The 26423-nt window shown below is 44.4% G+C and carries 22 protein-coding genes and 1 riboswitch; of the genes, 17 read left to right on the top strand and 5 right to left on the bottom strand.

The window, feature by feature from the left end:
* Nucleotides 1-8: 8 nt before the first annotated feature.
* Nucleotides 9-185: a hypothetical protein gene (locus DWW52_RS21015; RefSeq protein ID WP_158582591.1), complete on the bottom strand. Its 177-nt coding sequence runs from the start codon at nt 183-185 to the stop codon at nt 9-11.
* A 68-nt stretch (nt 186-253) separates the two neighbouring features.
* Between DWW52_RS21015 and DWW52_RS12890 the strand changes: the two genes are divergently transcribed.
* Nucleotides 254-466: a hypothetical protein gene (locus DWW52_RS12890; protein ID WP_118715918.1), complete on the top strand. Its 213-nt coding sequence runs from the start codon at nt 254-256 to the stop codon at nt 464-466.
* A gap of 151 nt (nt 467-617) precedes the next feature.
* On the opposite strand, the gene DWW52_RS12885 is transcribed toward DWW52_RS12890, so the two are convergent.
* The 3 genes from DWW52_RS12885 to DWW52_RS12875 all read right to left on the bottom strand — a co-directional run bounded on the left by DWW52_RS12885 (nt 618) and on the right by DWW52_RS12875 (nt 4177).
* Nucleotides 618-1640, bottom strand: a complete 1023-nt coding sequence (locus DWW52_RS12885) for an ABC transporter ATP-binding protein (protein ID WP_118715917.1) — start codon at nt 1638-1640, stop codon at nt 618-620.
* A gap of 328 nt (nt 1641-1968) precedes the next feature.
* A complete protein-coding gene (locus DWW52_RS12880) occupies nt 1969-3021 on the bottom strand; it encodes an iron chelate uptake ABC transporter family permease subunit (RefSeq protein WP_370449521.1) in 1053 nt (350 codons plus the stop codon).
* Nucleotide 3022: 1 nt separating this feature from the next.
* On the bottom strand, nt 3023-4177 hold the full coding sequence (locus tag DWW52_RS12875) for an ABC transporter substrate-binding protein (RefSeq protein WP_118715965.1): 1155 nt from the start codon (nt 4175-4177) through the stop codon (nt 3023-3025).
* A 20-nt stretch (nt 4178-4197) separates the two neighbouring features.
* Nucleotides 4198-4387, bottom strand: a riboswitch (cobalamin riboswitch).
* Between the two features lie 221 nt (nt 4388-4608).
* On the opposite strand from DWW52_RS12875, the gene cobI reads away from it, so the two are divergent.
* The 12 genes from cobI to DWW52_RS12815 all read left to right on the top strand — a co-directional run bounded on the left by cobI (nt 4609) and on the right by DWW52_RS12815 (nt 21426).
* Nucleotides 4609-5310 (top strand): precorrin-2 C(20)-methyltransferase, encoded by a 702-nt coding sequence (gene cobI, locus DWW52_RS12870; protein ID WP_118715916.1) that lies wholly within the window; start codon nt 4609-4611, stop codon nt 5308-5310.
* 62 nt (nt 5311-5372) lie between these two features.
* Nucleotides 5373-6542 (top strand): BamA/TamA family outer membrane protein, encoded by a 1170-nt coding sequence (locus DWW52_RS12865; protein ID WP_118715915.1) that lies wholly within the window; start codon nt 5373-5375, stop codon nt 6540-6542.
* Between the two features lie 34 nt (nt 6543-6576).
* Nucleotides 6577-8247, top strand: coding sequence for a lipid A phosphoethanolamine transferase (locus DWW52_RS12860; RefSeq protein WP_199691997.1), 1671 nt, complete (start codon nt 6577-6579; stop codon nt 8245-8247).
* A 264-nt stretch (nt 8248-8511) separates the two neighbouring features.
* Nucleotides 8512-9501, top strand: coding sequence for an aspartate-semialdehyde dehydrogenase (locus DWW52_RS12855; RefSeq protein ID WP_118715913.1), 990 nt, complete (start codon nt 8512-8514; stop codon nt 9499-9501).
* A gap of 177 nt (nt 9502-9678) precedes the next feature.
* On the top strand, nt 9679-11043 hold the full coding sequence (locus tag DWW52_RS12850; RefSeq protein ID WP_118715912.1) for a peroxiredoxin: 1365 nt from the start codon (nt 9679-9681) through the stop codon (nt 11041-11043).
* Between the two features lie 98 nt (nt 11044-11141).
* Entirely contained in the window at nt 11142-11708 is a 567-nt protein-coding gene (locus tag DWW52_RS12845) for an RNA polymerase sigma factor (protein WP_118715911.1), read from the top strand.
* Between the two features lie 82 nt (nt 11709-11790).
* Nucleotides 11791-12921 (top strand): FecR family protein, encoded by a 1131-nt coding sequence (locus tag DWW52_RS12840; RefSeq protein ID WP_118715910.1) that lies wholly within the window; start codon nt 11791-11793, stop codon nt 12919-12921.
* A gap of 48 nt (nt 12922-12969) precedes the next feature.
* On the top strand, nt 12970-16560 hold the full coding sequence (locus DWW52_RS12835; RefSeq protein ID WP_118715909.1) for a SusC/RagA family TonB-linked outer membrane protein: 3591 nt from the start codon (nt 12970-12972) through the stop codon (nt 16558-16560).
* Nucleotides 16561-16571: 11 nt separating this feature from the next.
* Complete coding sequence (locus tag DWW52_RS12830; RefSeq protein WP_118715908.1) at nt 16572-18134, top strand: RagB/SusD family nutrient uptake outer membrane protein; 1563 nt, start codon at nt 16572-16574, stop codon at nt 18132-18134.
* A gap of 10 nt (nt 18135-18144) precedes the next feature.
* Nucleotides 18145-19173 (top strand): hypothetical protein, encoded by a 1029-nt coding sequence (locus DWW52_RS21010; protein WP_158582590.1) that lies wholly within the window; start codon nt 18145-18147, stop codon nt 19171-19173.
* An 82-nt stretch (nt 19174-19255) separates the two neighbouring features.
* Nucleotides 19256-20347, top strand: coding sequence for a TlpA disulfide reductase family protein (locus DWW52_RS12820; protein ID WP_118715906.1), 1092 nt, complete (start codon nt 19256-19258; stop codon nt 20345-20347).
* A gap of 2 nt (nt 20348-20349) precedes the next feature.
* Nucleotides 20350-21426: a thioredoxin family protein gene (locus DWW52_RS12815; protein ID WP_118715905.1), complete on the top strand. Its 1077-nt coding sequence runs from the start codon at nt 20350-20352 to the stop codon at nt 21424-21426.
* A gap of 23 nt (nt 21427-21449) precedes the next feature.
* Here DWW52_RS12815 and DWW52_RS12810 read toward each other — a convergent pair whose 3' ends face one another.
* Entirely contained in the window at nt 21450-22130 is a 681-nt protein-coding gene (locus tag DWW52_RS12810) for a 4'-phosphopantetheinyl transferase superfamily protein (protein WP_118715904.1), read from the bottom strand.
* 221 nt (nt 22131-22351) lie between these two features.
* On the opposite strand from DWW52_RS12810, the gene DWW52_RS12805 reads away from it, so the two are divergent.
* From DWW52_RS12805 to DWW52_RS12790, 4 genes are all read left to right on the top strand, one after another.
* On the top strand, nt 22352-23050 hold the full coding sequence (locus DWW52_RS12805) for an energy transducer TonB (RefSeq protein WP_118715903.1): 699 nt from the start codon (nt 22352-22354) through the stop codon (nt 23048-23050).
* 490 nt (nt 23051-23540) lie between these two features.
* Nucleotides 23541-24233 (top strand): energy transducer TonB, encoded by a 693-nt coding sequence (locus tag DWW52_RS12800; RefSeq protein ID WP_118715902.1) that lies wholly within the window; start codon nt 23541-23543, stop codon nt 24231-24233.
* A gap of 61 nt (nt 24234-24294) precedes the next feature.
* Nucleotides 24295-25533, top strand: a complete 1239-nt coding sequence (gene hflX, locus DWW52_RS12795; protein ID WP_118715901.1) for a GTPase HflX — start codon at nt 24295-24297, stop codon at nt 25531-25533.
* A 183-nt stretch (nt 25534-25716) separates the two neighbouring features.
* Nucleotides 25717-26418, top strand: a complete 702-nt coding sequence (locus DWW52_RS12790; RefSeq protein ID WP_118715900.1) for an energy transducer TonB — start codon at nt 25717-25719, stop codon at nt 26416-26418.
* Nucleotides 26419-26423: the final 5 nt, after the last annotated feature.

Here is a 26423-nt window from a genome sequence, read left to right as displayed (position 1 = left end):
CATTACCTTCATTCCCGGAGAGGAAGATTACGGAACGGCATCTCCATGTACAAAGAAACCGGGGCGACACAATCCGACAAACGCTGCGTCATCGACCTCCCCAACCATACCCGCGGTACCATCTGCATCCACCCCTTCTTCGCACGGGAAGACCGCACGGCCTTCTCCAAAGACAAACACTTCATGCTTGCCGGGGGAAATTAAATTCCGTTTTTTATTGCTACCTTTGTACCGGAATTAAAACAAACGAAGCATGAAAAACAAGTTCAAAATCACCCGGGCCGACTACCTCAAGGCGGCAAGAAAAGCCCGGCGCGAGGAGGAGATCGCGGAACACCTCCGACCGGTAAACATCAACCGGATACACAAGTCCAAGAAAGTTTATAACCGCAAAAGAAACAAGGCGGATCTGAAAAAGGATCTGCCTTTTTTTATCGCCTTCTGCGAATGGCAAGTTGCAGGTTAGCAGGTTGCAAGTTATTTTCCCCACACAAGGCCAACTCTATTCAGTGATTTAAGATTTCGGATTCAGCGATTCGGTAATCATGCTGCCATAAACAAAGCGCCCCGCAGGGGTCCATGGACCTTATAGACCTTATGGACTTTATGGACTATTTTCAATTGTTCAAGTTCCTCAAAAGCTCCTCGATACTCCCCACCTCGACAGGGGCCTCCCCCTCCCGGCATATCTTGAAACCGGAAGTCGTCAGATCACCCGTCTCCACGCGAGTCCCCGACTCCACGTTCCGGTTCGCCAAAACGCCATTACGCTGCAAGGCCTTGCGTACCATGGCATACTTCTGACCGTGCCCCACCAGACGGACCTGTGACGTGTACTGATTCTCCACGCGGAACAACCCCGTTTCCATGTCGAAAACGATCCCCTTGCGGGCGAAGAAACCACTCAGGTGCCCCTCCAGCGCCAAATCCTCCGGCGTGCCGATTGTGATCCCGTGCTGGCGGTCCATCAACCAAATCTTATCGGCGATCTGCAAGGCCAATTCCAAGTCATGCGTGGAAAGGAATATCGTCTTCCCCGTTTCTCGTGTCAACTTGTGGAGCAACTGCATGATCTCCACCTTGCTCGGGAAATCAAGGAATGCCGTCGGCTCATCCAGAAAAATCACCGGGGTCTGTTGTGCCAGTGCCTTGGCGATCATCACCTTCTGCCGCTCCCCGTCGCTCAGCGTGTGAACCATGCGGGAAGCGAGATTCTCGATCTTCACCATCCCGATCGAACGCTCGACAATCTCCCGGTCCTCGCCGTTCAAAGCCCCCCAGAAACCCGTGTAAGGACTACGCCCCATACCAATCAGCTCCCGGACCGTCATGTTGCGGACATCGCATTTCTCCGTGAGCACCACGCCGATCGTGCGCGACAACTCCTTGTCGGAATAAGTGCCGATCTCCCGTCCCAAGATATCAATCTTTCCCGCCAGTTTCGGCTGGAAGGCCGACAAGGTTCGCAACAGCGTGGACTTCCCGACCCCGTTTGCCCCTAACAGGCAAGTCAGCTCACCCCCGTTAATCGCCGTGCAAATCCCGCTCGCCACCACCTTCGTGTCGTTCTTTCCCTTGTACCCGATAGACAAATCCTTCAACCGGATCGTTGCCCGTTCCTCTCCCGAATCCAAAATCATAATATCCTAATTTAAAACAAATAACACTATCTTTCTCAATACTCTCCGTCTTCGGCTAGCGTCACCAGCTCCTTCTTCGTTCACGAGGCCGCTGAAAAAGTCCCATTATTTGAACTACCACCCCTAACCCCTCCTTACACAGGCGGGGAAACCGCTTGGTAACCAGCACGCCCCTGTATAAGAGACCTTTACTCTCTAACTAACTCTCCCCCTGTGTAAGGGGGAGTCGGAGGGGGTAGTTATTCCTATCGAAAAGAACTTTTTCCGCGATCCCGTTTATAGAGAAGGTTGCCGAAGGCCAGAAGAGTTTCTTTCATTTTCAATTGTTTCAGAAGCCCTCCACGTCCCTCCTCTTCCGCTTGCGGAACAATACCGAAGCCACCACGGGCGCCCCCACCAAGGCCGTCACCGAATTCACGGGTAAAGCCCCCTCGAACCCCGGCAGACGGGCTATCAGGTTACAGAGCAACGCCAGTGACGCCCCCACCAGCATGGACGTGGGCATCAATACCCGGTGATCGGACGTCTGGAAAATCGCCCGGCACAGGTGTGGCACCGCCAACCCGAGGAAAATGATCGGGCCGCAATACGCCGTCACGATAGCCGTCAGCACCCCGGCGCAGGTAATCACCCACACGCGGGCACGATTGATATTCAATCCCAGATTACGGGCGTAACCGTCCCCCAGCATCAACAGGTTCAACGACTTGATCAACAGGAATGACAACGGGATAATCACCGCCATGATCGTCACGAACAACATCATCTGGTTGCCCGACACCCTGGCGAAACTCCCCAGTCCCCAAATCACGTAAGCCTTGATATCCTCCTCCACGCTGAAAAACTTCAACACCCCGATCACCGCGTTAGCGATATAACCGATCATCACCCCGATAATCAACAATGTCACGCTCCCCGCGACCTTCCGGGAAGCCAGCACGATCAGCCCCATCACCGACAATGCCCCCACGATAGCGGCCACCGACAACGCCACTTCCCCGATAAAACCGAGACGACTCAACGCCACGCCACCGAGCTTGCCGGACAACAGCACCACGAACGCCACCCCTAGACTCGCCCCCGAGCTAATTCCCAGCACGGAAGGTCCCGCCAGCGGGTTGCGGAAAATCGTCTGCATCTGCAAACCGCTGATCGACAACCCCGCCCCGGCCACCAGCGCCGTCAAGGCCTGCGGCAAACGGGACTTCAATATAATATTCTGCCAGGCCACCGGATCATCGTCCCCGCCCCCCGTCAGGATGTTCCAGACGGAAGCGAACGGGATTGACACCGACCCCAGCAACAAATTCAACAACAGGAACACGACAATCGAACACGTGATCAACAAAACCAGCAACGAGTATTTCCCCCTTCTCATCATCCTATTTCTTTAAGATATCATAATACACCGGCTCGTGATCGGGAAGAATCTCCGGGTGGAAAACCCGTATCATATCCGCCAACACCGTCTCCGGCTCGGCAGGCATACTCTCGTAAAACGGCTTCTCGCGCATGTTACAGTAAATCACGTGCTTCTCCCGGAAAGCCTTGAAGTCCGCGTAACGCTCGTCCTGCGCCTTCAAGGCATCATAGCAATACTCACCCGCGAAACTGTTGGCAATACGCCAGTAATCGGCACTTTCCGCCTGGTTGTACACCGTCTCGAAATCCAGCGTTACCCCGCCGGAACGAGGATCATCCTTCAGGAAATAATCCGCCCCCGCGTCATGGAAAAGCTGTGCCAAGAAACTCTTGCCCCCCACGGCATACCACACGCCACCCCTCAACTCACCGCTAAAAACCACGGGCCGACGCTTCACCTCGCCCACCATCGACTTTAACGAATTGTAACGCTGCTCGATACGCTCGAATTCCCGGTTCGCCACGTCCTCCATGCCCAGCAAAAGCCCCACGAACTTGATCCACTCCGCCTGCCCGAGCGGCGTCATTTCCTTGTAACCCAGGTGAGGCACCAGCGGGATACCGATATCCTTGACAGCATCATACCCCCCCCGCTTGAACGGCGAGATAAACATCAGGTCGGGATTGAGACTCATGATCACCTCGTTATCGAAATTCCCCTCGATCCCGATCTTGCGGGTTTTCCCCTCGTCCACCTGTCGTTGCATCGTCTCGTTAAACAGGAAACGGGTACTCGTGATCCCCACCACCCGATCGGTAGCCCCCAACTTGATAAAATTAGATAACTGCAAAGAAGTCATGCAAACGGCACTCCTCACGGGCAACTGCACCACGGGCATTCCCTCCGGGGTTTTCACCCCCGCCCCCCGCGGGATCAAGGCGTATTGATAACGCGTGTGACTACTCTCCTGCGGGTCCTTGATATTCAGGACGGAATACCCGTCATGATTTTCCAACCAGAAACCCTTCGCGTACTTGATCCGAACTTGGGCGACAGAATCACCCGTCACGTTCACGGCTTGCTCCCTGGACGATTGCTTGCGTGGCGTCGATTTACAACAGAAGAGAACACCGCAAACACATGAAAGACATAAAACACGTACTAATCCATTCATTTCTTTTCCTCCGAAAGTATTAATTTTTCGCATCATCTGGCAGGTTTTCTGGCTTGTCATCTTTTCACCTTCCCGGAATTACCCAGTGGTTTAACGAAAAGATCCACCCTCACGGGCAGGAAACGACTTTACAGCTGCGGGGACAGCCCCGGAATTTCACCGGATTCCCTTTTCTTCCAACGTGGAAGCACCAAGACGCATGCAAATATATAAATATTATTTTGAGCCTATTCCTTTTTTCACGACTTTTGCGGTGGAAAAAAGTCCAAGAAAGTTCATAAGGTTTATAAAGTTTATAAAGTCCATAAAGTTACGGGAGTCCTCCGGACAAGGTTTATCGGCAGCAGATGCTGCCGTGAATAAAGCGCCCCGCAGGGGTCCATCAACTTTATAAACCTTATAAACCTTACAAACTTTACAAACTAATTATCATGAAAAGCAAAATATTCGGAGTATCACTAGGCCCGGGAGACCCGGAATTAATCACGATCAAGGCGCTGAAAGCCTTGCAAGAGGCAGATATCATCTATTGTCCCGGCACACCGGCCAAATCCCGCGCACGGGATATCCTACAAGCACTCCCGCTGGACATCAACCGGGTACAACTGTTCCAGGTGCCCATGTCAAAAGACCGCACCGAAGCCAACCGGGTGTATGACAACATCTGCGAAGAAATCGACCGTCACGTGAACAACAACCTCACCGTTGCCATCGTGGCGGAAGGCGACTCTGGGTTTTATTCCTCCGTGAACTACATGTTCGACAAGCTCGCGGCCATGCACCTTCCCGTGACCACCATCGCCGGGGTTCCGGCCTTTATCGCCGCGGGAGCCCTATCGGGCCTTCACATCGTGAAACAGGAAGAAAAACTCGTCGTCTTGCCCGGCATCACCACGAACGGGGAACTACACGAACTACTCTCCACCAACCACGTCGTTGTCATCATGAAACTATCGCAATGCACGGGAGAGATTCACCGTTTCATGCGCGACAACCCGCGCCACGAGTACCACTATTACGAGAATGTCGGCACCCCGGAAGAATTACACCTTACCGCCTACAACGGGATTATTGAAAGGAATTACCCCTACTTCTCGCTAATGATTATCCGGCCGGGGAAACAATTGGCATAGATATTGCGTACAATATTCTCGCAATGATTGAATATTTATAAACATTTATACAAACTAATTATATGATTCAGCGAATAACACGTGCCTTGTCGTTATGCTTACTATTATTGATCCCGTTCAAGGATACCACCGCAGGCAATCTCATGGTAAGAGACTCGTTGAATACAACCGACACGTTGAAAAACGGATTCTTCCACCGCTTTTACCGCTACTTCCAGCAATCGAACAAGGTAAAAGAAGAGAAGAAATTCGACTTCTCCGTCATCGGGGGACCGCACTTTTCGAGTGACACGAAACTGGGACTGGGCATCGTGGCATCCGGCTTGTTCCGCATCGACCGCGAGGACAAATCCATCTCCCCGTCAAACATATCCCTTTACGGGGACATCACCACCACGGGGTTCTACCTGCTAGGCATCCGGGGCAACACGATCTTCCCGCAAGACCGCTTCCGGCTGAACCTCAACATGTACTTTTTCTCGTTCCCCAGCCAGTACTGGGGTATCGGCTACGAGAACGCGAAAGACGAGGATCACTACACCGACTACAAGCGCCTGGAACAACAGGTAAAACTGGAATTCCTGTGGCGACTCGCGCCGAACCTCTACGCCGGGGCAAACGCCATGTTCCGCAATGTCTCGGTGAAAGACTTCGATGACATTTCGTTCCTCGACGGCCAGAAGAAAAACGTCGCCTCGTTCGGACCCGGGCTCGTGATCTCGTACGACTCCCGCGACTTTATCCCGAACCCGTCGAAAGGATTCTTCGCCCAGTTCGAGCAACAATTCTTCCCTGGTTTCCTGGGAAATGACAACGACTTCAAACGCACGAGCATCGACTTCCGGTATTACCGGAAAATATGGAAAGGAGCCATCCTCGCCTCGCAAATACAAGGTATATTCAATTACGGGGATACCCCGTGGAGCATGGTCGCCCTCATGGGAGGATCGAACAGCATGCGGGGATACTACGAGGGACGATTCAGGGATAACGACTTGATTCAATTCCAGGTAGAGTATCGCCAGAAAATATATAACCGCCACGGGATCGCCGCGTGGGGTGGCGCCGGGAACGTGTTCCCGGACATGGATAAGTTCAAGTGGAAACAAACCTTACCCACGTACGGGATAGGTTATCGTTGGGAATTTAAAAACAGAGTAAACGTAAGATTAGACTATGGATTCGGCAAAGGCGTCAGCGCATTCTACTTCAGTATTAACGAGGCTTTCTAGGGGTATCGTCAACTTCGTTAAACGGCCAAGACTCTTGTTTTGGCTCTTTATCGTGTTGAACCTGGTCCCCAACTTCTGCCTGATCTTCACGGAACCGCTTTCCGGGCTGGGCAAAATCATCCTGATTCTCGTCCCGTTAAGCATCTACATGATCGTGTTCTCGCTGTTCAAACGGGCGGGACTCATGCAGTTGATATTGATCCCGGTACTCATCCTCCACGCTTTCCAACTCGTACTATTCTACCTTTTCGGGGAATCGGTCATCGCTGTCGACATGTTCCTCAACCTCCCGACCACCAACGCCTCCGAGGCCGGTGAACTGCTGGGAAATATATGGCCCTCCATCATCATCGTGTGCGTTCTCTACATACCGGTTATCGTGCTAGCGTCCATCGCCGTGCATCACAAAGTGAAACGCACCCCGGTATTCCGCAAACACATGATCACGTGGGGTATCATCCTCTTCATCATCGGTTCGGGACTCGTGGCCTACGAGAAGCACAGGGATAACTCCTACGAGGTAAAAGTAGACATCTACCCGGCAAACGTGATGTACAACTTCTACTACGCCTGCGTGAAATGGAATCGCAGCATGAACTACCCCGTCACGTCCAAAGACTTCGTGTTCCACGCCACCCGTGACTCCGTTCACCAGCGTCGCGAGATCTACGTGCTAGTCATCGGGGAAGCCGGAAGAGCCGGAAACTGGAACCTGTGGGGATACCAGCGGGAAACAAACCCGTTACTCAAAACGGAAACCAACCTGGTATTGTACAAAGACGCCCTAACCCAATCGAACACGACGCACAAAAGCGTCCCCCTCATCCTGTCAGCCGCCGACGCCTGTCACTACGAGTACCTGTACACGCACAAAAGCATCGTGACCGCTTTCAAGGAAGCCGGGTTCAAGACGATATTCCTGTCTAACCAGACACCCAATCGCTCGTTCACCGATTACTTTGCCGCCGAAGCGGACATTCATATCAACGTGCGCCCGCAAGAAGACGGGGGATTGGTCACGATAAACAAATACGACGGGGAAATGCTCCCGCTAATGCAGCACTACGTGGATTCACTGAGCGACAACCTGTTCATCGTGTTCCACTCCTACGGGTCACACTTCAACTACAAGGAACGTTATCCCGAAGAATTCGCCCACTACCAACCGGCCAACGCCACGGAAGTGGAATACAAGAATAAAGATCAACTTATAAACGCTTACGACAACAGCATCCTTTACACGGATTACTTCCTACATAACCTCATCGGTATCCTGAAGAATTCCGAGGCGGACGCGACCATGATTTACTCGCCGGATCACGGGGAAGACCTCTTGGACGACAGCCGGAAACGATTCCTGCATGCCTCCCCGATCCCGACCTACTACCAGATACATATCCCGTTCCTCATGTGGTTCTCGGATAACTATATCGAGGCAAAACCCGCCCTCTACGAGATCGCACGCTACAACAGCAGCGCCCCGATCTCCTCGAACGCCTCCATATTCCACACCTTACTGAACATGGCCGAAATCAACACGCCTTATTTCGACTCTACCTACTCGCTCGTCAACCCCGGCTTCGTGCGCCGCCCGCGCATGTACCTCGGTGACCACGACCAACCGGTAAACTACTATGAAGTAGGGTTGAAAAAACTGGATAAAGAAATGATCGAACGACGGGGAATGGACCACGCAATAGAGTGATTTTACGATTTCAGATTCTGAGATACGGCAGCATAGCAGCCGTAAACAAAGCGCCCCGCAGGAGTCCACAGACTTTATAGACCTTATAGACCTTATGGACTTCAATTGTTTAATATTTAACATTACACGTGATTGTTGAAAAAATCCCCCCACCCTATTGTTCAAACAAGGCTTATTCACTATTTTTGAGCCGTTAATCATAGCAACTAACTTATACTAAGGATGACCGACAAGGCATCAAATCATCAAATCAAATTACACACAATGAAAGTAGCAGTAGTAGGAGCAACAGGATTAGTTGGAAGAAAAATGTTGCAGATTCTGGAAGAAAGAAACTTCCCGGTAACAGAGTTAATACCGGTAGCCAGCGAGCGTTCGGTAGGTAAAGAAATTACCTTCAAGGGGAAAAACTATAAAGTCATGGGCATGCAGGACGCTATCAACATGAAACCGCAACTTGCTATTTTCTCGGCCGGGGGAGACACCTCGTTAGAATGGGCCCCCAAGTTCGCCGCGGCCGGAACGACCGTGGTCGATAACTCTTCCGCGTGGAGAATGGACCCGACCAAGAAACTCGTGATCCCCGAGATCAACGCCCATACATTAACCAAGGAGGACAAGATCATCGCCAACCCGAACTGTTCCACCATACAAATGCTGGTAGTCATGGCCCCCCTTCACAGGAAGTACGGCATCAAACGGGTAGTCGTGTCCACCTATCAATCCGTGACGGGTAGCGGCCTGAAAGGAATCAACCAACTGGAAAGCGAACGGGAAGGAAAAGAAGTCAAGAAAGCATACGCCCACCAGATCGACCGCAATTGCCTGCCTCACTGTGACTCGTTCACCGACAACGGGTACACCAAAGAAGAAATGAAACTCGTCAACGAGACGTGCAAAATATTGAATGACGACACGATCAAGGTTACCGCGACAGCCGTCCGGGTTCCCGTCATGGGAGGCCACTCCGAGAGCGTCAACCTCGAATTCAAACAGGACTATGATCTGGACGAACTTCGTGATTTGTTGGCACACTCCGAAGGTATCATCGTGCAGGACGATCCCTCTCAAAACCTTTACCCGATGGCAATCACCGCCAACGAGAAAGACGAGGTATTCGTGGGACGCATCCGCCGGGATTTCTCTCAACCCAACAGCCTGAACTTCTGGGTCGTTTCCGACAACCTACGCAAAGGAGCTGCCACGAATGCCGTGCAAATTGCCGAATACCTATACAAACATCAATTATTATAACCCGCAAACAAGATACCCCTTGTGGTATTTTAATTGAAGAATTGTTCGCCAGAGAGAATATATCTCTGACGAACAATTGCAAATTCCCAATTAAAAAATATTTTCTCATCCCTGTCACCCTTGACCATTTTTTGGGATTAGTATATTGAATAAATCATTTTAATTAATACCCAAAATATGAAATGCTACTTAACGATTTTGTTATTCGCACTAGTTTCCTGTGCTACCCCACCTTCTTCGAAAGACAGTATAAAGATTTCCATTGACGTTCAGGAATTACCGTCGATCGGTCTGGCAATATCGACAACGGACTATAATCTTCAACTCGTTAATTTCGACTCGAATAAACACGGTGAATATGTCATAAATAATATGGATGCCGCATATATAACCCTACATAACGGATTTAGTGAACGTAAACAAATTTACGCAGAACAGGGAGACAATATCCACCTTACATTTGACGGAAAAAGTATGAAAGAATCTTTAGAAATTACCGGAGATCACCCAGGAATCACCGAATACCTGTCCCGTCAAAAAATAATACCTTACAATCGTAACATCTATTCCCTACAATTCCCCGAATTCGAGTCCGCATTAAAAGAAAAAATAACAGAGAATTATCTTCTATTGGATAGCTGCGAAAACACGTTAAAAAACGAAAGTGAGAAATTCATAAAATTAGAACGAGCCCGTATAAAATACTTATTTGCCCCGGCCCTTCTAAATTATCCTAAAGTTCATGGCGAGGAAGACCTAGAAAAAATCAGAGATGATTATTACACAACAATCAAAAATTGGATTGAAGAAGACAAAGATTACTTGAATTTAAACGAATACAAGACATTTGTCTCCCGATCTTGCGCCACTCTCGCCTTCCAAAAGAAAGAAATTTCGACAACATACTACGAGAATATTTTGGAACAAATGTACTATCTTGACCAAAATTTCAAACAAGAAGATGTGAAACAAGGATTTATTTCCCTTTGGGCAAATGAATACGTGCAAAATAACGGAATAAAACAAATCAATGAACTAAATAAATTCACTCGTGAAAAACTTACGGACAAGAAACTTTTATCCCGTTACGAACAAATTTATGACAGTTGGGTCAAAATTGCCCCGGGTAACAGGGCGATAGATTTTCATGCCCAAGATTCTACGGGCAAAGCATTCTCGCTAAAGGACTTCAAGCACCAATACGTCTGTCTCTATCTTTGGCAAAACGTCTACCCCTGTATTGTTGAATTCTCTCATCTGAAAAAACTAAACCCACTATTTAAAGAAAAAAATATTCAATTGATAAATTTATCCATTGAACCGAAACCAGACGAATGGAAGAAAGCGATCAGAAACCAAGATATCCAAACAGGAAAACACCTTTTCCTAAAAAATGAAAAAGAATTCCTGAAAAAATATCATTATAGCTCCGGAACAATACATCAATTTATATTAATTGCCCCAGACGGAAAAATCGTGGAGTCACATCTTCCTAACGCATCTTCCGGAAAACTGGAAAAGTATCTGACAGAACAACTTTAAAAAACAGGGAGAAATCATAAAAGTACAATCATTTACGTGATTGTACTTTGTTATTTCAACTGTTTTTTGCTTTTTTACAATTAAAAGCCACCACCATCATGATAAAACTCGATAAATTCATACAAGGAATAAATAATAAAGATCCCCGTGCATGGAAAGAATTATATCGTTTTTATTATGGAGCATTATGCAATTACTCTTCTTCGATCATAAACGAAACAAGTGTCGCTGAAGACATTGTTCAAGAATGTTTGATTATGATCTGGAAATCGGATTTGTATTTCCAGGACATTAAAATATTATCTTCTTATCTATACAAATCCGTTTATAATAATACATTAAAATACATCCGGGATAAAAAAGTTGAAGACAAACGAAAATCAGAATGGAGTTCAACACAATCGGAGGCCGAGGACGACATCTTTTACATGGCCGCAGAAGAAGACGTAATCCGTAAACTACGGGCTGCAATAGCTCTTCTTCCCGATCAACGTAAAACGATATTACAATTAAGCCTCGAAGGATTCTCTGTTCAAGAAATTGCCTTACAACTGGGAATAAGTATCAACACGGTCAAAACCCAGAAAAAAAGAGCATACTCGTTTTTAAAAGAAAACCTGAAACAATATTTCAGCCTGCTATTGTTACTGGAAATCTTGAAATAACCCGGAATAGTAAATAATTTTCATATTTACTGTCACCCGCCAAATCACTTTTGGGATATAATCGATAACAAAAGATTATATCATGAAATGGAACTCTTTATTTGATAAGTCCGAATGGCTATTTCGACAAATCCTAAACAGGGAGGAAAAAGTCCCACACGAGGATTCTCGCCTGAAAGATATTGCTCAAAAATTATCAGACAGCCAGTATCTTCACAAAAAAATAGAGGAACAAGAACGGTTTGACTATCTAAAAGCATACCACAAAAATATTGTTCCCCCGAAAAAAGCAATTATATCCTCCTATCTCAAGGTTGCCTGCATTCTTTTGCTTGTAATCGGCTCGGGTACCCTCTTGTATATTTGGCAAAAACAGCATACCCCCCAATATTATAATGAAACATATTTTGCCGATATACATCCCGGAAAACAACAAGCATTATTAATCACGCACGATGGACGGAAAGTAAAATTAAACCGGGATTCCGGGCAAATTATAAGGCAAAACGAGACCATAATTCAAATCGACACAACAGGTTTACATTATAACCCATCATCCCAAGTCCCGTCGGGAATCATCTACAACACATTAGTAGTTCCACGGGGCGGAGAATTTTTCCTGACATTATCCGACGGAACAAAAGTATGGCTAAATTCCGATTCCCGGCTAGAATATCCCGTCAATTTCGTAGACTCGGTCCGGGAAGTTACTATATCCGGAGAAGCATATTTTGAGGTAAACCACACGAATACTCCTTTTATCGTAAAAACCAATAAAGGTAATATTCGCGTTCTTGGAACAGAATTCAACGTGAACAATTACCCGGAAAGCCGGGAAAGCGTGACCACGCTTATTAACGGGAAAATTGCCTATTGCTTACCTGATGGCCAACAACTTATCCTGACCCCTAGCCAACAGATTATCATAAAAACTAAGGGACAAACAGAAATAAAGACAGTAGACACGCAATATGCCACCTCTTGGAAAAACGGTATGTTTTTATTCCAAGAAATGAGACTGGAAGACATTATGTATCAACTCGAAAGATGGTATGACATCCATGTTTTCTACACGCATGAAAGAGCTAAAAATCTACACTTCTCCGGTGATTTGAGTCGCTTCAAAAATATAGGTACGTTCATCGAGATGTTCGAGAAAAGTTCGGATGTGAAAATAGAAGTTCAAGGGAAGAATTTAATTATTGGAATGTAAGAAACTACAAATGGTTTCAACAATTATACAAACTCAATTAATAACATTATGAAAAAAAAGAAAAGAACAGCGCACATTTTTGTTAGTTTTCTATTCTTATCCGTTTCATTATTGTGCAATAGCACAATACATGCACAAAATAGTACAGTAAACCTGAACTACAAAGATGCTTCTTTCGTGGAGGTCATTAACGAGTTCCGCAAACAGACCGGAGTAAAATTCATGTACAACCTGGAAAAGGTGAAAGACAAAAGGTGTAAAGACCTCATTGTCAAAAATATCCCTACAAAACAAGCTATCGACATTGTATTGAAACATTTCAACTTAGCTTATTCCATGGTTGAAGGAGTTGTCGTGGTCAAAGAGCAACCGGAAGAACCACAGACAAAAAGAACCATCAAGGGAACCGTATTTGATGAGAATGGAGGAACTCTTCCCGGAGTAACGGTACTTATTCGAGGAACTTCCATGGGTGTTTCCACGGATGCAAAGGGAAATTTCAGCATCACGTTACCCAGTCAAAATGAAAACTCCCTGATATTCTCTTTTGTTGGAATGCAAACCCAAGTGATAAAATGCACGGATGATAAACCGCTAAAAATTACCATGAAGACAGATGCTTCCCAACTGGAAGAAGTAACCGTCGTATCAACCGGATACAGCAGTCTTCCCCGTAAAGATATGGTTGGGGCATACACCACGGTGAAAGCAGAAGACATTATGATGCCGGCGTATAACTCCATCGACCAGATGCTACAAGGAAAAATCCCGGGAATGGTTGTTATCAACTCCTCTTCTCGTATCGGGAGTACTCCCAAAATCACCATCCGGGGGACATCGACAATTCTCGGAAACACGGACCCGCTATGGGTTGTAGACGGTATTATCCAACCAGACCCGCTTCCGATAGATGCCAGTTCTGCCGTCACGGAAGATATGAGAAATTTAATCGGGAATCAGATATCATGGTTAAACCCGTCCGATATTGAAACCATCACGGTCTTAAAAGATGCCTCTGCCACTGCAATTTATGGATCAAAAGCTTCTAACGGGGTAATCGTAATTACAACGAAGAAAGGAAGTGCAGAGAGAACAAGCATCCGTTATTCTACCAATTTTTCATTTAGAACCCGCCCGAATTACGGAATGTTCAATTACATGAATTCTAAAGAACGAATTCAATTCAGCAAAGAAGCTTATGATGCGGGAGTCAGGTACCAATCGGATCCTCTTCCACAAATATATACTTACGAAGGATTGATGGCCATGTACAACAACCGGCTAATCAACGAAAATGACTTCATGAAACAAATGGAAAGACTGGAAACATGTAATACGGATTGGTTCGATATTTTGTGCCGGAATTCTTTCAGCCATAATCACAACCTAAGTATCTCCGGAGGTACTCAAAAAGTAACATACAACGCTTCGTTCGGTTACTCGTCAAACCATGGCACTCAAAAAGGGGATGACATGACACAATTCACCTCTCGTTTGAATGTCAGCACTCAATTCACAAAATCTCTGCTAATTACATTTAACCTGAGCGGTTCTTTCAATGACAGGAAAGGATATGGGCCGGGAGTTACCCCTGAAAGTTATGCAACCCAGACAAGCCGGGCTATTCCCGCTTACGATGAAAACGGGGAATATGTATTTTATAAACAATATTACAATTATCAGTTAAACAGAACCGGACAACTCGAATACGGATACAATATCCTGAACGAAATGGAAAACAGCTACTCTAAAAACAACTCCAAGAACTTTAACGTATCAGTCAACGCGGATTGGAGTATCACGGATTGGCTAAAATACCAATTCGTTGGGAGTATAGCATACAGCATAAATAATTCAGAATCATTTGCGGGAGAAAAGACTTCTTATATCGAGCAAAACTATCGCGGTTACGCCTATGGCTCGGAAACTTCCGGTTCTGCCAAATTCAAGGCTGCTTTATTACCATTCGGAGGAGAATTGGCAACCAATGCAACAAGTAATACTTCCTACAATATGCAACACAAAGTCGTTTTCTCCAAAACCATCAACGAAATTCATCGAATTAACGCAATGGCTGGTATGGAGATACGCTCCGAAGACAATAAAAATAACACGAACACGGTTTGGGGATATGTACCCGAAAGAGGTGAGATCTTAGTCAGCCCTACGCGTCCGACAGAAGTAACACCTGTTGGCGGAACCGTTCCCATTTCTTGGGGAGCATTAGATAAATTATACCAAGGAGGTTGGAAAAACACAACGATTACAAACAACTACGTATCATTTTTCGCCACATTCGCCTACTCCCTGAAAGATCGCTACGTGTTCAACGCTAATATTAGATCGGATGCATCAAACCGATTCGGACAAGATGCCAATAAACAATTCGACCCGACTTATTCTTTGGGCGTATCCTGGAGAATGGCAGAAGAAGAATTCGTTAAAGCTCATCTTTCCTGGCTCAATCAACTGAATATACGCGCCACGTATGGGGTTCAAGGAAATGTTGTGACCTCTGTAAGTCCGGACCTTATCACCCAATACCAAGGAATTCTGTCCGGTTATAATGAATACTATTTAACCATATCGAGCCTACCTAACCCTCTATTAAAATGGGAACGGACAAAAACTTGGAACTTGGGCTTGGATCTACAATTATTTAATGGCATAACCATGAGTCTGGAATATTACGGTAGACGTTCAAATGCCATTATCAACCAAGACATAGCCCAAGAATACGGTATGAACACCATGAGACTGAACGGGGGACGTATCCATAATCACGGGTTAGAATACTCCATGAATATCACTCCCTACCAAAGAAAAGATTTCGCATGGACGATCGGTTTCAATGCCTCTAAAAACTGGAATAAAACTCAAAATGATGACATTCGAACCAAAGCTGATAAAATAACCAAAAGTGATTTCATCTCGGGTAGCAGTGATCGTTTCTTAAAAAAAGGTTACCCGCTTAGTGCATTTTGGTCATATTCTTTTGCCGGTCTAGACCCGGAAACAGGCTACCCGACATTCAATCTGATTGATTTCGAAGAAGCAGATCCGGACATTGATCCCACTACATTTCTGGTATATTCCGGTCAAAAAGATCCTTATTTCACCGGAGGTATTAATACACGTATCCGTTACAAAAGTTTATCATTAGGAGTAAACTTTTCCGTGTTACTCGGAGCCAAAAAACGCCTCCCCAATCCTTATCAGAATTTCAATTACGGGAAATTGCCCACTCCTTTTTACAATTTATCGAAGGACCTATTAAAACGGTGGCAAAAACCGGGAGACGAGAAACACACGATTTATCCGGCCTTATACACATCCGTCGAAGATGTATACAACATAAAACTCCCGGACGGAACGTCATCAAATTCCATCTATGCTATGTGGGGAAACTCTGATGCCATGGTTGTTAATGCTTCTTTTTTACGTTGCACGCAAATCTCTCTATCCTGGAATATTCCCGCTCAGATATGTTCCAAATTCGGGGCGACCAATTGTTCTATCAGCGCAAACGTGAATAACCCGTTTGTTATAGGTAGTAGCCGTTTTAATGGTTTTGACCCAGAATTGGGAGATAGTGTTATGCCCAAGATATTCTCGTTCGGTTTAAGTGTCGGATTTTAAAAAAAATCATTATGAAACAACAAATCATATTTATCTTTATTATCAGCTTGATTCTGGGAGGGTGCGGAGATTTTCTGGAACCCAAATCCAAGAGTGAATTTGTACCCAAGGATGCTAACTCAATGAATGAACTTCTACTGGGAGAAGCTTACCCTCGTAGTGATATCTCGGGATTAAACATTTTCCTTTATCTATTAGATGACGATGTTACTTCTGCTCCTTATCAAGAATTAAATACCGGTACAGACGCTAATGCTTGGTGGGCTCCTTATTCTTGGCAATCGAACATGTACGAGGTCATGGAAACTGCCGGGGTAACAACATTTAATATTTACAAAAGCTATTACACTTTAATACTGGGAGCCAATGCCGTTCTGGATTACATTGTTGATATAAATGATGATGTAAACACGATTAATTCCGTAAAGGCTCAAGCATTAGCTCTTCGTGGCTACTTTTACTTCAACTTGGTCAATATTTTCGGAGCACCCTATAATAGCAATAAAATGGCATTAGGAGTTCCTCTAAAATTAAACAGTGGAATTGAAGAATCCGAATTAAAAAGAAATACAGTAGAAGAAGTTTATTCACAAATATTAGATGACCTTCTGGAAGCAGAACGCTTATATCAATCATTACCCACAGACCAACAATGGCAAGCAAATTGGAGAACAAGCCTTCCCATGGTACAACTACTCCTTTCCAGAGTTTACTTATACATGGAACAATGGGAAAAAGCTGCTACTTATGCCAATAATGTTATCCAGAACGAGAATTTCCGTCTTTTGGATCTAAAAACAATTGACTTCAATCCCGACTCTCCCTCTTATATAAACTACCACTCCTACACCAACTCTACCGAAGTGATCTGGGTATACGGGAGCATGAACGACGTTACTCATTATGTCTACAATATAAGTGCGGGAAAAGAAGGACGTCCGTTTTTCAGAGCCTCGGAGGAACTGATGAAAAGTTTTGATGAAACAGCAGGAGACCTACGTAAAGATCGTTACATCATTCGTAGTTCGTATGAAATCACGAACGCAAACAATGAAGTGGAAGCAATGCCTTCTGCATTCGGAAAAGTGAATGTAAGTTCTTCCAGATATTATCAACCAACGGCAGGGACTGGTATTTTCAGTAGAAGTTTTCGCTTGTCAGAGGCTTATTTGAATTTCTGTGAAGCAAATGCCATGTTAAACAAGTCTGGGAATGCAAATGCAGGAACAGAAGCTCTACGTTTACTAAATGAACTTCGAACATACCGATTCCCTTCAGATTATCAGGAAAAAAACATTTCTGATCCAGATGAATTAATTACGTTTATACATGACGAACGACGTCGAGAATTATGTTTTGAAGATCACCGGTGGTTTGATTTACGCCGTTGGGGAATGAAAGAGATGAAACACACGTGGTTCCCGGATGCAACATCCACGATCGTTTACACATTACAAGAAAATGATCCTGGGTACACCCTACCTTTACCCCCAGACGCATTGGAATTAAATAACCTAGTGGAACAAAACCCACTGGCACCCTCTCCTCGCAACGGTAGTTTAACCTCTAATTAAAACAATTACCATGAAACAGAAACTATTTATAATCGCATTAAGTTGCATTTTCATGATAACAGGCTGTTATCATGAAAATGACATGACACCTTCCGGTAACTACTCTGTTCTTCGATTTGAATTTCCACAGGGAAATAATTCATGGGATAAAGAGATTGAAGAAATTCATAACATTTATGGCGTGTACTTAATATACAAAGATGTTAGTGCGCAAGATCTTAATCGTAAATGGACCTCATTAGGAACAGGTAAATTATATTACGGCAACGACCTCACGGATGAACAAGTACCATATTATCTCAATTTTCTCAAGAGCCATGTTCTCAATTACGTGTCTCCCGAAATTGCAAAAACCGTATTACCTGTAAAAATATATATGCTTGATAATTTAAGGGGATTATTGCCGGGAGAAGATCCAGATGATAGTGGTACGGGAACAGGCACGGGTACTGGTACGGGAACAGGCACGGGAACAGGTACGGGTACTGGCACGGGAACTGGGAATCCAAATTTTGTGGAATTAAAAACAGACGGTTTTGATTACTGGGCTATCAGTTTTACAAATAGTGAAATAACTAATCCGAATCAACAATCGCTTAAAATCAGACGTGCAGTATTCCTTTATCTAATGATCGAAGCTGCCTTACAAAATGGAATTATCACTGAACCAAACGACTTTAAAAATGGAATCGACTATACAACCCCAATTGTTAACGCAGATAATCAAAAAGATAATCCAAATTACTATATGACTAGAGGTTTTATTAAGATTATCTACCGAGGCTTTAAAAATGGGGAAAAAGTTCCCTCTGGTACAAGCGAATACACAAATCCAAGTTGGGAACAAGAAGCTTATCCATATCGGGATTTCCTCAGTTATGTAAGAGCCGCTATGTTCTATACGAAAACAGAATTTCAAACGAAGTATTCTCCAACAACCTATCCGCTTATTAATCAAAGATATGAGATTGTAACAAATCATATGAAAAATAACTATGGTATTGATCTTGAAGGGATAGCCAAAGGTCCTCAAGAATAAACGTTATAACTAAAACAGTGTCAAAAGTTTTTTATAGACTTTTGACACTTTATTCCCTTATACATTTTTCATATCTTAAAACATGAAAATAAGAATTCTCATATTTCTACAGCTTCTCTATTTTCCCCTTTTCGCACAAGAGGGAAATATTTATCAATATCTCAAACAAAAATGGTCGAAAGAATTTTCCTCTGCCAAAGATATTACAACAACCTATCATGATAATATAAAACGAATGGACAAAAAAAATATCCCATTAACCATTCAAAATAATTGCTTCATGATTCTAAAAAGTGGAGAATACATCACACAAAATAATGGAGAAAAAGAAGATATAAAACCTTTACTTCGCCAAATACCTACCATCGAGTTAAACGACCCTACAGTAGTCGCATTCATGCAACAAAACTCTCCCGGCCAATGGACAGATTATTATTATATGATTCAAGCCTTAAAAAAAGGAGAAACTTTCGATGCTGCAAGAGACGGGATTTCCATTTCCACACAATTCCTCGCAAGACCTCTCAACCACAACGACTATACCAAATTAAAAGATATTTTTTCCAGTAACAATAAACTACTACATGATACTTATCTGGAAAAAATGAAATTTCTTTTCCGAAACAATGGATGCCCGGAAGAAATTGCAGAATTACGCCCTACCATAGAATCACACGTGGAAGATTCTCCGTTAAAACAAGAAATACTAAAACTATACACACAATATGAACCTTTAAGCAAAGGTCAATCGGCACCATTATCTTCAATGAAAGATACAAATGGAAAAACCTATTCATTCGCTGATTTCAGAGGAAAGGTGATTATCGTGGACGTTTGGGCTACATGGTGCTGTAGCTGCATCGAAAAAATGCCCAAATTCATGCAATTAAAAGATGAATTCAAACAATATAAAGATATCCTATTTCTGACCATCTCTATTGATCGAAAAAGCGACCAAAACAAATGGTTAAAAGCCATCAAAGAGAATAACATGACAGAAATGTTGAATCTTATTTCGGCCCCATCTGCGAATTCCCATTTTGAAACAGAATACCATATAAATGGAGTTCCTCGTTATTTCATTATAGATAAAGAAGGAAAAATCGTAACGGTCTTCGCCCCCGGTCCCGGAAAAGAAATGAAAGCATTAATCCAAAATACATTAAAACAATAATTATGAAACGCATCTTTTTAATTTGTTTATTATTTTCCCTTGCAGGTTATTGTCTCGCCCAAGAAGGAACAAACTTTGAAGACTTGACTTTTAAAGAAGCCCTCGCCAAATCCCAAACAACAGGAAAAAAGCTATTCGTCGATTGCTACACGAAAACCTGCGGGCCATGCAAATACATGGTAAAATTCATCTTCCCGTTAAAAGAATGTGGTGACTATTTTAACAGTAACTACATCTGCATTATGAAAGACATGGAAGAAGGTGACGGGATTGATATTGCTCAAAAATACAACGTACGAATATACCCGACTTACCTGATACTCAATCATGACGGAACAGTATACTGCCGTCTGGATGGAGGAGCCGTATCCAGCCCAAAAGAAGACTTCGTCCAAAAAGTCAAAGATGCCATTGAATTGGCAGAAGCCAATAGAAAATACTCCGCAGGAGCACGGGATCATTCATTCTTAGAAAAATACATCAATATCCTGCGTATTCACGACAAAAAACGCCTGCAAACCGTCATGAGTGAAACCATGATCCAACTGGGCGTGAACAAACTATGCGAACCGGAGAACTGGACCTTGATCAAAACAGAAGTAAACAACGTGGACACCCCTCTGTTCCGATACCTTGTCGAAAACCGGGCGGCCTTCTGTAAACAACTCGGGCAGCAAGAGGTTGAAAACAAAATCATATCAGTTTACTCGGAAGAATTTCGTGTACTCAAAATGATGGGTATCGACTTTGACAAACGAATGACAGATTTGAAACAATTTGAAAAAGACCATTACAAAAGTGCCCTTCCACTGAGATATCGCATGCTCTTCTTTTATATCATTAACAAAGAACAAAAAGACCGGGCAAACGAAATCCTCAAGGTTCTCCAAAACATAAACAAAGAACTCCCCGACGAGGCCGATCGCATGTCAGTCCTACGTGAACTCACCGGTTTCGAACGAATCGCCAACCAGCAACAAATAGAAAAAGCCAGCACGTACCTACAAGAAATAAGCAATAACCTTCAACCGAATAACGCGAACTACGTGCAGGGTCTGATAACTCGTATCAAGAAATAATCACACTCCAAGAGATCACCTGCCTAACAACGGGTGATCTCTTCAAAAGTAACTTCCCGAATCTCCGGCATCCCGTCGTACTCACCACAAACATAACAAGCATAACCCGCATCTACCGGACAAGCATTCACATGCAAGGGCAACTCGTTTACCCCCTCGTACAAGGAAACTCGTTCTCCCGTGAACGTCACGATAAAACTATTCAACGGGCGGGTCAGCCCCGTACCTATATATTTCAGGAAACTCTCTTTCACCGACCAGTAATTAAAAAACAACTGATCTTGCCCTGTTCCACTCAAAGACTTCAACATCCGTACCTCCCGTTCATGGAAAAAGCGTCCGGCAACCTCCATCCGTGCCTTAGCCCGTTTCTCGATATCAACCCCGACCTCCCGATCCGACACGGCGCAAACCACGTATTCACCCGAATGAGAGAGATTGAAAAACACATTCTCCCGACCGACAATAAACGGTTTACCCTTTTCACCCCGGAGTATCCGGTAACTTCCTAATGATAAATCCCAGCATTTCCGTAAAGCAAAACCCACCAAAGCCTCTCCCAACAACCGGCGAAGGCCAACTTCCTTACTCCTGTAACCGAGGGCTTCGTCATAACATTCCCCGGACACGAAATCCCTTAAACGAGCGAATAGTTTTTCTCGTTCCTTCTCCCCCGGTATCCGAATAAATAACACTTCTATCATATCGCGAAGGTAGAAAAGTTATAAATAATAGTCCTTACTTCTAAAATAAATATTCCAGAAAACCTAATAAACACGGGCTTCTTAACGTTATTTTAAAATGAATCGACAAAAAATTTAAGAAAATATTCACATTTCTCGTTAAAAAACTTGTTTATCTCGTTTTTATCTTCTATTTTTGAAACATCAAATTAACGTTTAAATAACATTTAAAGAAAAACGTCATGGAAGCCAAGAAAACATCCCGTTCCGATCTTGAGAACAAGCGGTTTATTTTCCGCGAGATCGGGCTCGTTGTAGCGTTAGCGATGGTGTTTTTTGCCTTTGAGACAAAATACTATCAGGAGGAAGCGAAAGAAATCATTATCCCGGTTGACCCGACCGAGGTAGAAGAAGTACTTCCGATATTTGTTCCCCAGAAGGCTTCACAACCGCTTCCCAAGGCAAGCATGAAACCGATAGATATTATCGACATCGTGCCGGACGAAATGGAACTGGACGACAATTTGGAAATTATTGACGATAACGACAACACGAAAGGTTCATTGACCGGAACAGACACGAACTGGGATGGGATATATGACGAGAATTTTGGAGAAGAAACAGGAGAAGGAGATCGAGAATTCCTCATCGTTGAAGAAATGCCTCATTTTAACGGGGATTTAAATAAATGGCTTAGGAAAAACTTAAGATATCCGGCCAGATGTTCGGAAATGGGCATCGAAGGTAAAGTATTCGTCGAATTTGTTGTTGAAAGAGACGGAAGTATCACCTCCATCAACGTGGTACGGTCTGCCGATCCGGATTTATCACAAGAAGCTATCCGCGTGGTAAAAGCCATGCCGAAATGGAAACCGGGAATGCAACGGGACAAAGCCGTGAGAGTTAGATTCACGATCCCGATCACATTCAAATTGAACTAGAAACATACAGTGATTTACATACAATACGAACATCCCGAAAAAGGACAGCCTGCAAAGGTTGTCCTTTTTTACTTCATGCCAGCCTCCCGAAGCAACGCCACCATCACGCCCCGTTCCCTCAGCCCCATCGCACCTGTATCCTGACAACACATCAGCACAAAACCAGCAACAAGTCACCGCCGTGTATCGGCAACTTATCGGTAACTTATCGGCAACTTACCAAGGAGACACCGGCAAAAGTACATGAAAACACAGAAACGGGAACGAATTATACCCTTACAACATTCCGAATTATCCTTGACCCAAAAGTTGTAAACAGGAAATTCATCATGCAACAAACCACTTTAAGAAGATTTTAATGAAGTTTAGAGTTAGTTTTAACATTTTCTTCAAAAAAAAGGATAGAAATATTGTGGTTTAATACGAATTTGACTATTTTTACCCACGGAATTTGTAAGAAAAAACAGTACCATAATATCAAACTAATAACATGGAAGTAAAAAAATCACCTAAAGCAGATCTTGAAGGGAAGAAAACCATTTTCCTTGAGATCGGTTTTGTTATTGCTCTAGGATTTCTACTCTGTGCTTTCAACTGGAAGACCAACACGAAAGTAGAAGAGGGTTTCGTTATTACCCAGGAAGAGCAAGTTGAGGAGGAAATCATTCCAATTACCCAACAGATGATGAAACCGCCCCCACCACCTCCCCCAGCCCCGAAATTAACGGACTTGATCGAGATCGTGGAAGACGAACTTAACATCGACGACGAACTCGAAATCGAAGACGTTGAGGCTGACGTTGAGAACAAGAATAACTACAACTTCGACTATGACGGAGCTGATTATGGCGAAAGTGAAGATAGTGGAGAAGCCGACATCTTCCAGGTTGTAGAAGATATGCCTCAATTCCCTGGTGGTAGCGTACAAAAATGGATCGCGAAGAACGTGAAATACCCGATGATTGCGCAAGAAAACAACATTCAGGGTAAAGTATTCGTACAATTCGTGATCGAGAAAGACGGTAGTGTTAGCGACGTGAAAGTTGCAAGATCCGTTGACCCGTCTCTGGACAAAGAGGCCATTCGTGTGGTAAAAGCCATGCCGAAATGGAAACCCGGAAAACAGAGAGGTAAACCGGTTCGAGTATCTTACACTGTACCTATCAACTTCCAATTACAGTAAAAGACACGTAAAATTATAACGGGAGGCTGTCGATCATCGTCAGCCTCTTTTTTCACTATTTATGAGCGATTATTTTTACACGAAAAAAGAAGCAGAAAAAGCCATTCTTGTAGGCGTAGCGCTACAATCTGAAAACATCAGCTACAACACGATGTGTGAATACCTGGATGAACTTGCTTTTCTTGCAGAGACGGCAGGAGCGGAAACCGTTAAGATATTCACGCAGAACCTGGACAAGCCGGTAACGGCAACTTTTGTCGGTAAAGGGAAACTGGAAGAAATCAGAAACTATGTCGAGGAAAACGATATCGACCTGGTGATCTTCGATGACGAACTAAGCCCGACACAAATCAGAAATATCGACCGGGAATTACCGGGAAGAAAAGTACTCGACCGAACTACCCTCATCCTGGACATCTTTGCCAAAAGAGCTCGTACCGCCGAGGCAAAAGCACAAGTAGAACTGGCGCAATACCAGTACATGCTCCCACGCCTGACAGGTATGTGGACCCACTTGGAAAGACAAAAAGGAGGTATCGGACTCCGTGGTCCCGGTGAAAGCGAAATCGAGACCGACCGACGGATCATCCGGGATAAAATTACCCGTCTGAAAGAACAGTTGGCCAAAATCGACAAACAAATGACCACGCAACGCAAGAACCGGGGAAAACTCGTACGGGTTGCGCTGGTTGGATACACCAACGTGGGGAAATCCACGCTGATGAACCTTTTAAGCAAATCGGAAGTATTCGCCGAGAACAAACTGTTCGCTACCCTGGACACCACGGTACGAAAAATAGCGATCAAAAACGTCCCGCTACTTCTCGCCGACACGGTAGGTTTTATCCGCAAACTCCCCCACCACCTGGTAGAGTCCTTCAAATCGACTCTCGACGAGGTACGGGAAGCCGACGTGATCCTTCATGTCGTGGATATCTCTCACCCGCAATTCGAGGATCAGGTACGGGTCGTAAACGAAACGCTAAGCGAGCTATTGGATAAAACCAATAAACCCACGATTACCGTATTTAATAAAATAGACGCCTTCACGTACACGAAAAAAGACGAGGACGATCTCACACCCATCGAGCGTAAAAACTACAGCCTGGAGGACCTGAAACAAATGTGGATGTCCAAACAGGGAGGAGAGACGGTGTACATTTCTGCCCGTTCCAAAGAAAACATCGAAGAGCTGAAAGATAAATTATACGACATCGTCAAAGACATTCACTCCGCCCGTTTCCCGTTCAATGACTTCCTATACCAGGATTTTGAAGCGGAAGAAGAAACAGAAGATTAATAATGTAATAATCCGGGAATTGTATTCAATTCCCGGATTATACATATTCCCTCCCCCTACAACCTGTAACTTACTAACTTGCAACCTGTAACTTACCGCAGGTAATCTTTTCTTCATTTATTTGGTTTTCTGGCTGATTTTTTGTATATTAGAGGTATAAGCTTAACCAATTAAGTGAATGTTATGGAAGTAAAAAAATCATCAAAGGCAAACCTCGAAAACTTGAAAGGAATCTTCTTCGAGATCGGGCTGATCATAGCATTAGCCTTTCTGTTCCTTGCTTTCGAGTGGAAAGTCAACATGAAGGATAAAGAAGACTTCATTGTAACAGTTCCGGAAGAGCTAGTAGAAGAGGAGATTATTCCCATCACTCAACAGATGTTGAAGCCTCCTCCTCCACCACCTCCAGCCCCCCGCTTAACTGACCTGATAGAAATCGTGGATGAAGAAATAAATTTGGATGACGTACTGGAAATTGAAGACGTGGAAGCCAATGTCGCCAACCGCAGGGTTTACGACTTCAGCGGACAAGGCAATGGCTACGGAGACGAGTACGGGGATGAATACTCCGACGAGGCCGAAGTCTTTGCCGTTGTCGAAGACATGCCTAAATTTCCGGGAAACGTGCAACAATGGATTTCTAAAAACATTAAATACCCGATGATTGCCCAAGAAAACAACATCCAAGGTAGAGTGTTCGTCCAATTCGTCATCGAGAGAGACGGCAGCGTCACCGACGTGAAGGTCGCCCGATCCGTAGACCCGTCTTTGGACAAAGAAGCCATTCGTGTCGTGAAAGCCATGCCCAAATGGACTCCCGGGAAACAACGCAACAAACCCGTGAGAGTTTCCTACACGGTTCCTATTAATTTTCAATTACAATAAAAAAT

It is taken from the genome of Odoribacter sp. AF15-53, from assembly GCF_003479425.1.
In the GTDB taxonomy this organism is placed as follows: domain Bacteria; phylum Bacteroidota; class Bacteroidia; order Bacteroidales; family Marinifilaceae; genus Butyricimonas.
Note: the sequence above shows the minus strand (reverse complement) of the source record. Positions and strands in the feature narration are given on the sequence as shown.